We start from the raw sequence: 14,366 nt of genomic DNA, 5'->3' as shown, positions 1-14,366 counted from the left end.
GTCGTCTCATCCGCGAGGCGCGGCGGTCGAGCACCGCCTGCCCGCCGGCAGAACCACCGACGGGCGGCGGACTATCCGCGGGCAGCGGCGACGCTGTCCCGGCACTTCGCGTACGCCGCGAGCTCCTCGCGCGCCGGCGCCACAACGTGGCTGTCGGCAACGTTCACCAGCTCGGCGCGAAGCGCCGTCGCCACCTGCCGGGAGCGCCGCAGCGCGCCGTTCGTGGCGAACACCCGGCAGACGAACGAGAGCGCCACTCCAAGGACGGCACCACCGACCAGCATGATCCACGCGTAGGGAATGCCGTTCCATTCCGGCAGCGGCGGATCGTTCCGGTTGGCGATCCGCGCCACCAGCAAGGCGATCAGCCACGCGGCGCCGCCGAGCGTGACCAGGAACAGCAACCACTGCACGACCCTGGCGAAACCCCACCACCCGGGGTTGCCGGACACACCCAGATCGGTCCGCGCGACCGCCTGGTCGAGTTCGTCTCCGAGCGACTCCTCGCGCCGCCGGATCGCCGTACGCACGGAGTCCGCCCACGGGCGCGACAGGCCCTCGGCGGCCTTGTTCGTGATCGTCCGGACCGCGGCATCCATCCGCGCCCGCTGCACTGGCGTTGCCGCAGGCAACGAAGAGCGCGCGATCGCGACCTCGCTCGCCGCGGACTTGCGCAGCGCCTTGCCCTGCTCGCGCGAGACCTGGTCGCCGTGCAGCCGCCGCAACGGATCCGGACGGAACCGCCCGAGCCACTTGGTCAACGGCCACCCGGTCGCCGCCCGCGCCCGCTGCAGGTAGGAGCGCCGTACGGCGTCCGATACGACGGACAGCCCACTCGCGTCCGCGAGCGCGTCGACGAGCTCGGTGACATCGGCCTCGGCGATCTCCGGCGTCTTGGCGTTGCCGCACTGGCTCGCCATCCGGTCCGCGACCCGATCGACGTCGGCCGCGAGCCGCTCCCGCGCGGAGCGCTTGTTGCTGACCCGCTTGACCAGCAGCGAACGGACTTCTTCCAGACCGTCGCCGCTGGTGGCCGACGTGGCGACGACGGTCGGCGACTTGAGGCCGTCCGACTTCAGCAACCGGTCCAGGTCCTCGAGGCAGCTCGTCCGCTGGTCGGGCGTCAGCTTGTCGATGTGGTTCAGCGCGAACACCATCACCGGGGAATGCGAGGCGAACGGCTTGATGTACCGGTTGTGCAGCGCCGCGTCGGCGTACTTCTGCGGGTCCACCACCCATACGAGCAGGTCGACGAGCTCCACCAGCCGGTCGACGATCAGCCGGTGCTCGACCTCGGTCGAGTCGTGGTCGGGGAGGTCCAGCAGCACCAGACCGTCGAGGTCTTCGGAATGGGCTTCCTCGAGCGAGCTGCGGTGCTGCACCTGGTGCCGGCGCGGGATGCCCAGCCAGGTCAGCACCTCACCGGCCGGCTCGTCACCCCAGACACAGGCCAGCGGCATCGAGCTCGTCGGCCGCCGGGTTCCGATCGCGGCCAGGTCGAGCCCGGTCAGCGCATTGAACAGCGACGACTTCCCCGAGCCGGTCGCGCCCGCGAGCGCGACCACCGTCAGGTCGCCCGACATCCGCAGGCGCTGCGCGGCCCGGTCGACGATCTGCCCGGCCTCGGTGAGCACCACGGGGTCGAGCCGGCCGTCGCCGGCCTCCGCGGCCGCCTCGAGTGCGTCGATCTTCTTCAGGACATCGGTCTCGGCCCGCACCGGGGTCTCGACCGTATCCACTGTTTCCGTCACGTGCAGTCCTCCACCGCGCGCGCGGCCTCGGTGAGTTGCCTGGCCGTCTCGGCGTCGACCGGATGCTGGTCGAGGACAGCCAGATACCGGGCGAATTCGGCATCCATCAGGGCATGAACCTTACCGTCCAGCTCCTCGCGTGCCTTGTCCACCATGCCCTGAACGGCCTTGTCGCCGAAAACTGCCTCCAGCAGCCGCTTCCCGACGACCGCACTGCCCGCGCCGGCGCTGGCCTCGGCACCCTTCGGAATGCCTGCGCCGCTGGCGAACACCACCACCATGAGCGAGAGGCCCAGCCCGTTGACGCCGTACTCCAGGATCCGTGCCGTCGACTTCTTGTCCGCGCCTTCCTTGCGGACCAGCTCGAGGACGAAGGTCTGCCACTCCCGGACCGCCCGGCTCGCAGCGGCCGCGAAGTCCTCCGACACCACGCCCAGCGACTGCCCACTGTTGCCCTCGGCATCATTCGCCTCGGCGGCGGCCAGGAGCTGGCGACCGGGAGCAGTTGCCTGCCACACCTTCTCCGCGCGCTCGGCGGCAGCTGTCGCATGCTCGCCCAGCAACGACTCCAGACCGGACTGGATCGCGTCGCTGACGTCACGGGTCTCCGCCGGCTTGTTGCCGAGCGAGCTCTTCAACCGATCCCGCAACCGGCCGGCATTGGACTGCAGACCCTTCAGCAGCTCGCCGGTCCCGACGAACTCCTGCCACCGGGCCAGCACCTCGCCCCGCAACAGCGTCCCGTCCTGGCACGCCTTCGCGATGTCCTTGACGCCCTGGTCGAATGCCGACTCCGCCGAGGACCGCAGCTCCACCGCGGTGTCGGCCTGCGCCTTCACCGCCTCCGCGAACGGCGCGGTCTTCTTCACCATCGCACTGACCGCGCCCTGCAGCGTACGGCGCACGACCGCCGCCCGCGCCTCGGCGTCAGCGGCCAGGTCCGCCAGCCAGTCCTTGATCGAGGCAACGGCCGGCTGCGGCAACATTCCGTTGCCATCGACAACAGTCTCCTGGATCGAGAACAGCGGCGACTCCCCGAGCCCGCGCTCGAGCAGCATCTGCGCGAGGTGGCCGGTGATGTCGTCGATCGTCTCGCTCGGCGCCCGGTCGAGCACGACCGCGACCGCCGTACTGCGATCCGACGCGCTCTGCAGAAACTCCCACGGCACCGCGTCGGAGTACCGGGCCGCAGTGGTCACGAACAACCAAAGATCCGCCGCCGCGAGCAGCTGGGTCGCGAGATCACGGTTCGTCTCGACGACCGAGTCGATGTCCGGCGCGTCCAGGATCGCCAGGCCCCGCGGCACGGTGTCGGCCTCCACCAGCCGCAACTGCCCCGCGTCCTCCATGCCACCCGGCTCGTCCGAACTGGTCCGAGCCATCCCCGGCAACACCCGGTCCCCCACGAACCAGTCGGCATCAGCCGGGTGATGAATCAGCACCGGCGACCGCGTCGTCGGCCGCAGCACGCCCGGCTCGCTCACGACCTTGCCGATCACCGTGTTCACCAGCGTCGACTTACCGGCGCCGGTCGACCCACCAACCACAGCCAGAATCGGAGCCTCGAGCTGCACCAACCGAGGCAACAAGTAGTCGTCGAGCTGATCCAGCATCGCCTTCTGCTGCTGCCTAGCCTCGTCAGCCCCCACAACCTCCAACGGCAACTGACTCCCCGCCAGCACCCCCCGCAGCTTCATCAGCGCCGTAATAAGCGCCATAGCAGCCTGCTCAGCCGCCAACCGCCGAGCCAACTCCTCCCCAGTCAGCTCCGGCTCATCCCGCCCCTCAGAACCGTCACTGGAAGCCCCTTCGGCCCCGTCCCCCTCACCAACACCTCTCGCAGCCGCAGCCACGTCCCCCTCGGCCGAGTGACCCTCGACAGCGTCACCTTCAGCCGCGTCACCCTGGGCCGCGTCGCCTTCAGCCGCGTCACCCTGGGCCGCTTCACCTTCAGCCGCGTCGCCCTCAGCCGCGACACCCTCAGCAGCACCACCCCTGGCCGGATCAGCCTCGGGCGCGTCGCCCTCGGGAGCGTCACCCTCAGCCACATGCCCCTTAGCCGCATGACCCTCGGCAACAGCGCCGTCAGCCGCATCGTCCTCAGCAGCCGCAACGGCGCCACCATCAGCCGAGCCATCGCCCGCCGCATCCGCCTCGTCGACGACCGCGCCCTCGCCGGCGGGATCAGCTGGCTCATCTCCAGCGCTGTCCCCAGCAGCGCCGCCCTCGACATCACCGTCTTCAGCCGTCCCGCCCTCCCCAGCGGCAGCGTCATCCGGTGAGCCATCCCCGGCCGCACCCGCCTCGCCGACCGGAACAACCGGCTCGTCTCCAGCGCCGTCCCCGACAGCGCCAGCCTCGCCATCGGCGGCCGTACCGCCCTCCTCAGCAGCAGCGTCATCAGCCGAGCCATGCCCCGACGCACCCGCGCCGTGACCGCCGGGAGATCCGTCTAGAGACTCGTCAGCGCCATCTGCCGCGGCTCCGTCAGCAGCAGCCTCTTCGCCGCCGTCCGCCGCCGAGGAATCGATCGACTCGTCGCCAGGGCCATCCACGCCGGCGCTGCCCGCCGACCCATCGGCCCGCTCAGCACCCGCAGACTCATCCGACTGACCAGCAGGCTCATCAGCAGCCGCCCCAGCGCCCCCTGCAGCCACATCCGCGCTGTCAGCAACGCCCGCACCAGCCCCGACGTTCGCAACAGCCTCAGTACCCGCGTCGGACCCCTCGACCACCGGGCCGGCTGAGGCATCCGCCTCGCCGCCTCCAGCCGCCTTGCCGTACGCATTGCCACCCTCGGCCGCGTCTTCCACGGACTGCTCATCCGCAGCCTCCGCAGCCCCGTCGCCAGCCTCGCCGTCATCGGCAGCCGCTGCGGGCGCCTCCACCGCTCCATCGCCCTGTACGTCGCCCTGAGTGTCAGGCGCCCCCTCGGCACCACCGACAGTCCCAGCCGCCACGCCAGTTCCAGCCCCGCCGCCGGCTCCAGCCCGGCCCCCAGCTTCAGGCCCATCGCCAGCCTCGGCCGCGTCGCCAACTTCAGCCCCGTCGCCAGCTCCAGCCCGGTCCCCAGCTTCAGGCCCATCGCCAGCTTCAGCCGCGTCGCCAGCTTCAGGCCGGTCGCCAGCTTCAGCCGCGTCGCCAGCTTCAGCCGCGTCGCCAGCTTCAGCCGCGTCGCCGGTCCCGGCGCCCTCGCCCTTACCGTCCGCCGGGCTCGCTTCGTCTCGGTCGCCCGCACGATCCGCCTCGTCGGCAGGGTCTGCGGGGTGCACGCCGTCGGCGACCTCCGGGGGGTGCGGCTCATCGGCACCGTCGGCGGCCTGGGCCGTGTGAGCTGAGGTGTCGGCCTTCTCCGGTTGTTTGGGGAGGCCGATGATGATGTTGCCGTACTCGAGAGGGAATCCGTCCGGCGACTCGTCAGGTTCGTACACGACACCGACCGCCGAGCGCGGGCGCTCGCCTGCGGTTGCCGGACGTACGGCGGCCTGCTCGGCGGTCGAGGTACCAGATGGGCCGCCCGTCCGGCCGGTCGTCGTACCAGCAGTTGCCGAACCTGCGGAGGCCTTGCGGTCTGCCGTGCCCGGGTCGCCGCCTTCTGCGGCTGTCAGCCCAGCTGATGCCTGGCCGTCCGGGTTGCCCGACGCAGTTTCCACGGCGGAAGCGTCCTTTGCGTCGGCTTGCACGGCAGACGTCTCCCCGGCAGTTCCATCCTGGGGCCCGGTCCCTGCGGCCGCCGCGCCTCGATTGGCGTCGGTGGACGCATCAGCCCGGGCGGGGGCGTCAGCTGTCCCCTTTGCCCTCGTGCGGGCCCCTGCGGGCGTGTCTGCAGCTTTGCCGTCTGCTGACACGCCTGCGGCGTCGTCGGCTGCGGAGGCCACTGGGGCGTCCGCCGAGGCGTCGGCGGTGCCGTCGCCCGGCTGGGCCGCACCAGACTCCTCGCCCGGCTGCGCCTCAGCCGATCCCGGCTGGGCCTCGCCCGCGCCAACTCCTTGCCGGGCGCTGGCCGCCACGTCTCCAGGCTGAGCGCTGGTTGAGCCGGAACCCGGCTGAGCCTTAGCCGATCCTGGCTGCGCCTCGCCCGAGTCGGCCCCTTGCTGCGTGCCGGCCGCCACGTCTCCAGGCTGAGCGTTCGCCGCGCCGTCCGTCGGCTGGGCGCTGGTCGAGCCGGAACCCGGCTGAGCCTTAGCCGATCCTGGCTGGGCCTCGCCTGATTCGGCCCTTTCCTGCGTGCTGGCCGTCGTGTCTCCGGGCTGAGCGCTCGCCGAGCCGTCCGCCGGCTGGGCGCTGGACGAGTCGGGGCTCGGATGGGCCTCTGTCGCGGCCGGCAGGGGCTGGTCCGAGTCAGCCCCTCGCTGGGCGGTGGCTGAGCTGTCTCCGGGCGGCGTGGTTGCCGTGGAGGGGGTGGGGTCGTCGGTGGGCTTTTTGCGGCGGCGGCGCCAGAAGCCTCGGGGCTTGGGGGGTGATTGGGCGATGAGGTTCGCCAGCTCCTGGGCATGCTGATCCTGGTTCGGAACCCGCGGTTCCGAACCGTCACCAGCTGCTGACCTGGTGTCAGCCACGGCGTCCGCCCACGAGCACAGAGTGCCCGGTCGGACAGCGCAGAAGCAAAGTCATCGTCATCCCCGTTTGGCGGCGTGGACGGGTGGCAGTCACTGCGGTGGTGGATACGGACCGTATCCTCCCGGCGGTCCTTGTCGTCCAGGGGGTCCCGGTGGGTAACCAGGCTGACCGGTTCCGTGACCGGGTTGTCCGGAGGGATACCCGGATTGAGCAGGCGGATATCCGTCCTGCGGCCGCGGGTACGGCGCCTGGCCCGGCACCGCGCCGTCCACTCCTGGCACCGCTCCGCCCGCGCCCTGCCCTGCTCCGCCGAGCCCCGGCTGCGCACCAGGCCCACCAGGTGCCCCCGGCCCCACCTGCACCCCAGGTCCACCAGGCCCCATCTGCCCCCCAGGTCCACCAGGCGGGATCGGCGCGCCGGGATACCCGGGCGCACCGGCGTACTGCGGTGCGGCCTGAGCGAACGCCGGCATCGGCGGGAACGGGACGCTCGGGCGCCGGTCCCGGAGCTCGTCGAGCAGCGACTTCTCGGTCTCCAGCGCCTCGGGGCCGATCACCTGGCGGACGATCTTGTCGCGCAGGTACGCCAGCTCGGTCGCGTTGTGCTGGAAGGCCTTCGCGGCGGCTTCCGCCTGGGAGCCGTATCGGCGCGCGTTCTGCCGGAGCGCCTTGCGCCCGCGCAGCGTCGCGATCAGCGGTACGTCCTGCGGCACCAGCCAACCGAACCGGACGTAGTCATACAGCCGCGAGGCGATCATCTGCCCCTCCCGCGACCGCATCACCAGCGCGAAGACGACCAGGCAGATGAACAGCGGCACCATCAGGCACAGGTACGCGAGGATGAAGCCCCCGCCGCCGGCCCAGCTCGCCGACGCGTTCCAGGCCGCGTGCGCGAGGACCGCGGCCAGGTACCCGACGACCGGGGCCAGATACCGTACAGCGGTACTTCGGTGCCGGATCGCGACGCCGATGCCGATCGCGGTGAACGACGTGAAGAGCGGATGCGCGAACGGCGAGATCACGCCGCGGATAATGAACAGCGCGAACGCGCCGCGCAGGCCGGCGTCGCTGCCGGCCTCCTCGGAGAGCGTGTTGAAGACGCGGCCGTAGTACAGGATGTTCTCGGTGAAGGCGAAGCCGACGCCCACCATGCCGGCGTACACCAGGCCGTCGATGATGCCGTCGAACTCCTTGCGTCGGACCAGCGCCAGCAGCAGGATCACGGAGCCCTTGGCGAACTCCTCCACCGGCGGGGCGACGAAGACCGCGGACCGGTCGCCGCCGACGCCGGTCTCGGCCAGGCGGTGCGACACCTCGGTGTTGATGAAGATCGCGACCAGCGTGGCGATGAACGCGCCCCAGCAGAGCGCGAAGACGATGTACTTCGTGGGCTCGGGCTCGTACCGGTCCAGCCACAGGTAGAGCGCGATCACCGGGATGACCGGGACGAACGCGAACACCAGGCCCCAGGTGAAGCCGCCGGCGCCGGTCGACTTGGCCACGATCCCGAAGATCACCAGACCGGCGATCGCGAACACGACCGCGATCACGATGCCGATCAGCACGCCGCGGTTGCGCCGCTGCCCGGGCACGGGATGGCTCCCGAGCACGTTGGGCTGCGGGTACGGTCCGCCGGGTGAGTACGCCGACCCCGCCGCGGGCTGCGGCGCGCCGGACGGGCCTGGTGAGGGGTGACTCATGCCCCGAAGCCTAGTTGGGGTCAAGATCCAGCGGCAGGACCACCCACTCAGCGTTACCGGGATGGAACGACAACCCTGTACTTCGGCCCCGCCGCGAACCGGCACGATCAGGAACCCGGAGGCGAGATCACCCGGAGATCTGAGACACTCTTCCGTGCCACGCGCCCGTAGCTCAGCTGGATAGAGCGTCGGACTTCTAATCCGTTGGTCGCAGGTTCGAATCCTGCCGGGCGCGCAAGCTGTGACCTGGGCAGATACCGGACCGGGGTCTGCCCAGGTTCGACTCTGGAACAGGATTCGGCCGCGACCCGGTGACCGGCCGTCGCGGGCAGTACACTGAAGTCCCCCCATCGTGTGGTCCGGCCTTGCCACCCAAGGCGCCACACGGGACGGGTGCCCCGCTTCTCGGACCGGGGCACTCCGTTCACGCCGAGCCACAGCCTTGACGTCGAGTCTTCGCTTCCGGCATGAGCCGGGCGTTGTGCGCTAGCGGCAACGACCATCGGTCGAGGTACCGAGCGCGTGGTGCGCTGCTGCGTTGGGTGTGCCGGCGGGGCGGCCCCAAGTTGGCTGTCCGCGCGGTTGCGCCCGCTTCGCCGGTGGCCCAGGCCGAGCTCATCCACCGAGGGGGAGGCGATTCGCCTGGATCGATTGTGGGGTGGCGGCAGATGCGTTCACCACGACCAGGGGAGCCTGATTGTGCCTGCAGACCTGAGCGACCGTACGGATTTCGAGAACGCAACGCGGGGTTTGGTGGCGCGTCTGGAGCCAGGGGTGATCAAAGCAGCCGACGGCCGGGTCGTCTATGACGCTGATGCCTATACCGCGGCCACGTCCGGACAGTGTCCTGACACGGTGAATCCGAGTCTGTGGCGGCAGAGTCAGCTGACGTCGATCCAGGGCCTGTTCGAGGTGACGGAGGGCATCTACCAGCTGCGCGGCATCGAGCTGTCGAACATGACCATCGTCGAAGGCGACGCAGGGGTGATCGTGATCGACCCTGCGGTGTCGGCCGAGGTGTCTGCTGCTGGTCTCGCGCTCTACCGCGAGCACCGCGGCGATCGACAGGTACAGGCGGTGATCTACACACATTCGCACATCGATCATTTCGGCGGTGTCCTGGGCGTGGTGGATGCCGACACGGATGTGCCGATCGTGGGGCCGGCTGGGTTCCTAGAGCACGCGGTGTCGGAGAACGTCTACGCCGGAACGGCGATGCTTCGTCGCGGGCTGTACCACACCGGAATGGGCCTGCCGGTGAGCGCGACCGGGACCCTCGGAGTCGGCCTCGGTCCAGGCACCTCGACCGGCACGGTCGGATTGATCGCCCCCACGCTTGACATCACGCGCACCGGCCAGGAGGAGACCCTCGACGGTGTGCGGATCGTCTTCCAGCTCACGCCCGGCACCGAAGCGCCGGCCGAGATGAACTTTCAGTTTCCGCAGCGGCGCGCCCTGTGCCTGGCCGAGAACGTTACCCACAACCTGCACAACCTGCTCACGCTGCGCGGTGCCGAGGTACGTGACGCGCGCGGCTGGTCCCGCTACATCAACGAAGCCATCGAACTGTTCGGGGACGACTCCGACGTGGCGTTCGCGTCCCACCACTGGCCGACCTGGGGCTCGGACAACATCGTCACGCTGATGAAGCAACAACGTGACCTGTACGCATTCCTGCACGACCAGACGCTGCGACTGATGAACCAGGGCTATGTCGGCAGCGAGATCGCCGAAACGATCGAACTGCCCCCTGAGCTGGACGCGGTCTGGCACACCCACGGCTACTACGGCTCTGTCAGCCACAACGTCAAAGGGATCTACCAGCGCTACCTCGGCTGGTACGACGGCAACCCCGCCCACCTCTGGCAGCACCCGCCAGAGGCAGCGGCCGCCCGCTACGTCCAAGTGATCGGGGGCGTCGAGGCCACCGTGGAACGAGCTCGCGAGTTCGCCGAGTCTGGAGACCTCCGCTTCGCCGCCGAGCTCGCCAGTCACGCCGTGTTCGCCGACCCGGCCCACGCCGGCGCGAAGACGCTGCTCGGCGAGGTGTTCACCCGCCTGGGCCACGGTTCGGAATGCGGCACCTGGCGCAACAACTTCCTCACCGGCGCACAAGAACTTCATGGTCCGGTCGCACCCGCCCCCGTGAGCTCGGCCGGGATGGCAAGTGCCCTCACCGTCACCCAACTGTTCGACAGCCTCGCGATCCGCGTCGACGGACGACGCGCGTGGGATCTCAAGGCGTCCATCCTCTGGCGCTTCAGCGACACCGGCGACAGCTACCGAATGGAACTGTCCAACGGCGTCCTCACTCACCACCCGACCAGCCGAACCAAGGACGCAGACCTCGTGATCACGCTCACCGAACCGCAACTGCTCCGCATGCTCGGCGGTGCGGGCAGCGACGACGTCCAGTTCGACGGCGATCCGACGATTTTCACCAAGATCAGCAGCCTCACCGACCAGCCCGACCCCGCCTTCGCGATCGTCACCCCGTGAACCTCTAGGCCCGGCCGCTCGCTGTCAGGCTTCGGGAACGTCGACCACGGCGACCGGTCGGTCTGCGTCGTTCAGCACTCGCCGGCTGACGGATCCGAGCAGGATTCGGCGTACCAAGCCCTTGCCGTGGGTGCCGACCACGATCAGCCGCGCATCCTTGGCGTGGTCCAGGATCGCCTCCGCGGCGGGGCCCTGCACTGCGACGGATTCCACGCTCACCGAGGCGGTGTCGGTGCCCTGCACCTCGTCGAGCGCATGGGCGATGGTGTCGGCGGTCTCCCGCTCGACGTCGGCCTGCATGCGGGCGACGAGCTCCGGGTCGTCCCGGAGCGCGGGATGCAGCAGCTCGTAGGCGGCGACGGCGCGGACCGCGGTTCGGTGCACGGCTGCCTCGGCGAGCGCGTAGCGCAGCGCGTGCACGCCGAACTCCGACCCATCGATGCCGACCACGATCGGGCCGGTCGTCGGCCGCTGTTCCTCTCCGACCACGACCAGCGGACATTTCGCCTGGCTCGTCAGCCGGTTGCTCACCGAACCCATCAGTGTGCTCGCGACGCTGCCCAGCCCGCGCCGGCCGACCACGACGGCGTCCGCGGCCTCTGAAGCCTCAGCGAGCAAGTAGGCCGGGTGGCCGAGCTGCGAGGTCAGCTTGCAGGTGAGAGCGGGCGCGAGCTCCCGTACCCGTGTCGCCGCGGCCTCGAGCAGCTGCCCGGAGAAGTCGATGTACCAATCCACAGGCTGGCTCGGTGCGCCGTAGAAGCCGTAGAAATTGAGCTCTGGAACGAGCGTGTAGGCGTTGAGCAGCTCGAGTTGCTCGCCTCCGAGGCGTGCCCGCTCCACCGCCCACTCGAGCGCGTTGCCGCTTTGCTGTGAGCCGTCGATGCCGACGACGATCCGACCGGTCATGTGACGTCCTCCCGCGAGAGAGCCCAGGGACCCGAATCTAGCGTGCGACACCCCTCATAGCACGCCTATCAGGATGATGATCGTGGCGGGGAGCGCGATGAAGACGGTGATGAGATAGACGGCGAGGACCCACCTGCGCTCGGACGCGACGCGAGCCAGGGTCTGGGCGCAGAACAGCGGTACGGGACGCAGGAGCGGTATGACGTAGATCGCCACGATCGCGAAGATGTTGTAGAGCAAATGCACGAAGGCTGCTTGCAGGCCGATCTTCGCGTCCTGGCCGACGACCGCGAACGCCGCGAGTACCACCGTGAAGGTCGTGCCGAGGTTGGAGCCGACGACGACCGGATAGATCTGCGCCGGCGTCAGGATCCCCGCTCCGGCGAAGGGCACCAGCACGGACGTGGTGATGGTCGAGGACTGGGTGACGACGGTGACTCCCATGCCGGACGCCATGGCCAGGTAGGCATTGCGGCCGACCGCGCTGATCAGGGCGTCGCGGGCCTTTCCGACCATGAGCTGCTTGAGCAACTTTCCGAGATAGCGGACCGCGACCAGGATCAGGCCGGCGCCGATCACGATCGTGACCAGCGGACCGAGCGCGCTGCTGAGTTGCGAGGTCGCATGAATCACGGCGTGTTCCACCGGCCGGGTCGCCGCCCGGATGAAGTTGAAGTGGGCCGGATTCGGCAGCCAGCCCGTGCCGTACAGCGCATCGGTCAACGCCCCGCTGACGCGTTCCAGGGGATGCCAGAGCAACTCGACCGGGAAGAAGATCAGCAGCGCGAGCCAGTTGTAGAAGTCGTGGACGGTGGACGCGCCGAGCGCCCTGCGGAACTCGGTGCGGTTGCCGACGAAGGTGAGGGCGACCAGGCTGGTCGTGACGGTAGTGCCGACGTTCGCGCCGAGAATGATCGGGATCGCGCTGTGAACGGACAACGCGCCGGATCCGACGGCGGTGACAGTGATGGCTGTCGTCGTGGTCGATGACTGGATCAGGACCGTACCGAGGATGCCGACACTCAGCCCGACCAACGGGTGCTCGGCGAAGGCGAACAGGGTGTGCGCTGCCTCGCTGCCCAGCCCCGCGAACCCGCGGCTGATGATGCTCACCGCGCAGATCAGCAGGTAGATCAAAGCAGCGACACCGCACCACTCGACGGCAATGATCCAGGTGGCGCGCTGCGCGACCTGGCCACCGTCAACAGCGGTGGCCGCAGGCGCCGAGCCGCTGGCAGCGGACCGTCCAGCGACGTGCCCCTTCTCAGGGGAAATGTCCGGCCCCTGATCGGGCCTGGCTTTCGCCATACGACCAACACTACGAGTTCCCGACGAGTCGAGCGCCTCGTCCGTGGCGGGTGAGGCTGCCGTTGGGTCTCCAGCCCTAGCGTTGTGGGCTCGGTCTCGGTCACCGGGAGGGCTCGCATGAGCGACACCGCGCAGGTCAAGAGCCGGGCGGGTGGGGTGCTCGCGGCCACGTGTATCTCGACGCTCGTGGTGAACGCGAACACCTCGGCGGTCAGCATTCTGCTGCCCGCCATCTCGGAGGACACCGGCACGTCGGTCACCACGCTGCAGTGGGCGGTGACCGGCTACTCGCTGGTCGGCGCCGCGGTCATCGTCACATCGGGCTCGCTGGGCGACGTGTTCGGCCGCAGGCGGGTCTTCCAGTTGGGCCTGCTGCTGTTCGTGGCGTCGTGCGTGCTGATCGCGCTGTCCGGGTCAGGCGGGATGGTGATCGCCGGCCGCCTCATCCAGGGCGCGGCGGGGGCAACGATCCTCGCGTGCGGCCTGAGCCTGCTCACGGTCGCCAACGAGGGCTCCGCGCAACTGCGGGCGGTCTCGTTGTGGGGCGCGGCGGCGGCCGTCGGCGCGGCCGCGGGTCCGTTGGTGGGCGGCGCGCTCGTCGGGATCACCGGATGGCAGGGGCTGTTCTGGATCGACGCCGGCATTGCCGTGCTCTGTATGTTGCTGACGGCAGCGACCGTGAGCGAGTCACGCGACCCGGATCGGCCGAAGACGATCGACTACGCGGGCACCGTGCTCGTCGCGCTGACCCTGACTCCGCTCATCCTCGGGGTCTCCAAGAGCAGCGACTGGGGCTGGATCTCCGTTGCCACCTTGGGGTGCTTCGCGATCACGATCGCGGCCGGGTACGCGTTCATCGCAGTCGAGCGACGCGTCGCCGTACCGTTGCTGGACCTGTCGCTGCTGCGCAACCGCGTCCTGGTGGGCTCGACCATCGCGATCCTCATCGGCGCAGGCACGATCAACGCGCTGATGTACCTGCTCAGCCTGTACTTCCAGGATCCCGCCGTGCTCGACTTCAGCCCGCTCCAGGCCGGACTGGCGACGTTGCCGGCGACCGTCGGTCTCGTCGTCGTGGCGCCCTTCGTACCGAAGCTGGCCGCGAAGATCGGCGGCCGGCAGACGATCGGCGCCGGATTCGCCCTCACCACGCTGGGATTCGTCATCGTGGGCTTCGTGGACGCTTCGTGGAAGTACGTCGCGTTCCTGCTGCCGCTGATCGCCATCGCGGTCGGCATGGGCCTGTCGAACGGTCCCGCGTCGTCCGCGTCGACGGCGTCGGTTCCGCAGAACCAGGTCGGCGGGGCTTCCGGTGTCTCCAACATGGCCCGGTACGTCGGTGCCGCGGTGGCCACCGCGCTGGCCGCCACCATCTACGGCTCGGTGATCGGCAACCGGACCGCCGACGGCGCGTCGCAGGGTGACTCACTCGCCTCGGGTCTCGCCGCGGCCTCCTGGATGATGGCGATCTTCAGCTTCCTGGGCGTCCTGATGGCATTCGTGATCGGCCGGCACCGCGCGGCCACCGGGACGCTCGACGACGCCGCCGCGGCAGCGGCCGCGCACACCCACACCCTGCCGACCTCGGCAACTGCCGGACGAACGACAGCCGAGCAAGGCTGAGCTCGACGCCCGCACCCGG

General features: G+C 69.7%; 9 protein-coding genes and 1 tRNA gene. 4 read left to right on the top strand and 6 right to left on the bottom strand.

Features of this window, described 5'->3' with window-relative positions; genetic code table 11:
• Nucleotides 1-71 precede the first annotated feature (71 nt).
• Nucleotides 72-1,751 (bottom strand): GTPase, encoded by a 1,680-nt coding sequence (locus AB0L64_RS20275; RefSeq protein ID WP_363712104.1) that lies wholly within the window; start codon nt 1,749-1,751, stop codon nt 72-74.
• Nucleotides 1,748-3,490: an ABC transporter gene (locus tag AB0L64_RS20270; RefSeq protein ID WP_363712102.1), complete on the bottom strand. Its 1,743-nt coding sequence runs from the start codon at nt 3,488-3,490 to the stop codon at nt 1,748-1,750. Before AB0L64_RS20270 ends, AB0L64_RS20275 begins: the two co-directional genes overlap by 4 nt.
• A 129-nt stretch (nt 3,491-3,619) precedes the next feature.
• Between AB0L64_RS20270 and AB0L64_RS20265 the strand changes: the two genes are divergently transcribed.
• On the top strand, nt 3,620-4,033 hold the full coding sequence (locus AB0L64_RS20265; RefSeq protein WP_363712100.1) for a hypothetical protein: 414 nt from the start codon (nt 3,620-3,622) through the stop codon (nt 4,031-4,033).
• A 170-nt stretch (nt 4,034-4,203) separates the two neighbouring features.
• Here the strand turns inward: AB0L64_RS20265 and AB0L64_RS20260 are convergent, their stop codons facing one another.
• A complete protein-coding gene (locus AB0L64_RS20260; protein WP_363712098.1) occupies nt 4,204-5,055 on the bottom strand; it encodes a hypothetical protein in 852 nt (283 codons plus the stop codon).
• Nucleotides 5,056-6,400: 1,345 nt separating this feature from the next.
• A complete protein-coding gene (locus AB0L64_RS20255; protein ID WP_363712096.1) occupies nt 6,401-8,011 on the bottom strand; it encodes a PrsW family intramembrane metalloprotease in 1,611 nt (536 codons plus the stop codon).
• 161 nt (nt 8,012-8,172) lie between these two features.
• Here AB0L64_RS20255 and AB0L64_RS20250 point away from each other — a divergent pair.
• A tRNA-Arg gene (locus AB0L64_RS20250) sits at nt 8,173-8,246 on the top strand.
• 416 nt (nt 8,247-8,662) lie between these two features.
• The gene (locus AB0L64_RS20245; protein WP_363712094.1) at nt 8,663-10,510 is read left to right on the top strand and encodes an alkyl sulfatase dimerization domain-containing protein; all 1,848 of its coding nucleotides are present in this window, start codon (nt 8,663-8,665) and stop codon (nt 10,508-10,510) included.
• 24 nt (nt 10,511-10,534) lie between these two features.
• Here the strand turns inward: AB0L64_RS20245 and AB0L64_RS20240 are convergent, their stop codons facing one another.
• Together AB0L64_RS20240 and AB0L64_RS20235 are read right to left on the bottom strand one after the other, a co-directional pair.
• The gene (locus AB0L64_RS20240) at nt 10,535-11,416 is read right to left on the bottom strand and encodes a universal stress protein (protein ID WP_363712092.1); all 882 of its coding nucleotides are present in this window, start codon (nt 11,414-11,416) and stop codon (nt 10,535-10,537) included.
• 54 nt (nt 11,417-11,470) lie between these two features.
• A complete protein-coding gene (locus tag AB0L64_RS20235; RefSeq protein ID WP_363712090.1) occupies nt 11,471-12,724 on the bottom strand; it encodes a Na/Pi symporter in 1,254 nt (417 codons plus the stop codon).
• Nucleotides 12,725-12,841: 117 nt separating this feature from the next.
• Between AB0L64_RS20235 and AB0L64_RS20230 the strand changes: the two genes are divergently transcribed.
• The gene (locus AB0L64_RS20230) at nt 12,842-14,347 is read left to right on the top strand and encodes an MFS transporter (protein ID WP_363712088.1); all 1,506 of its coding nucleotides are present in this window, start codon (nt 12,842-12,844) and stop codon (nt 14,345-14,347) included.
• Nucleotides 14,348-14,366 lie beyond the last annotated feature (19 nt).

The organism is Kribbella sp. NPDC051936 (genome assembly GCF_040680955.1).
GTDB lineage: Bacteria > Actinomycetota > Actinomycetes > Propionibacteriales > Kribbellaceae > Kribbella.
The sequence above is the reverse complement of the archived record's forward strand: the minus strand, read 5'-3'. Positions and strand labels throughout refer to the sequence as shown.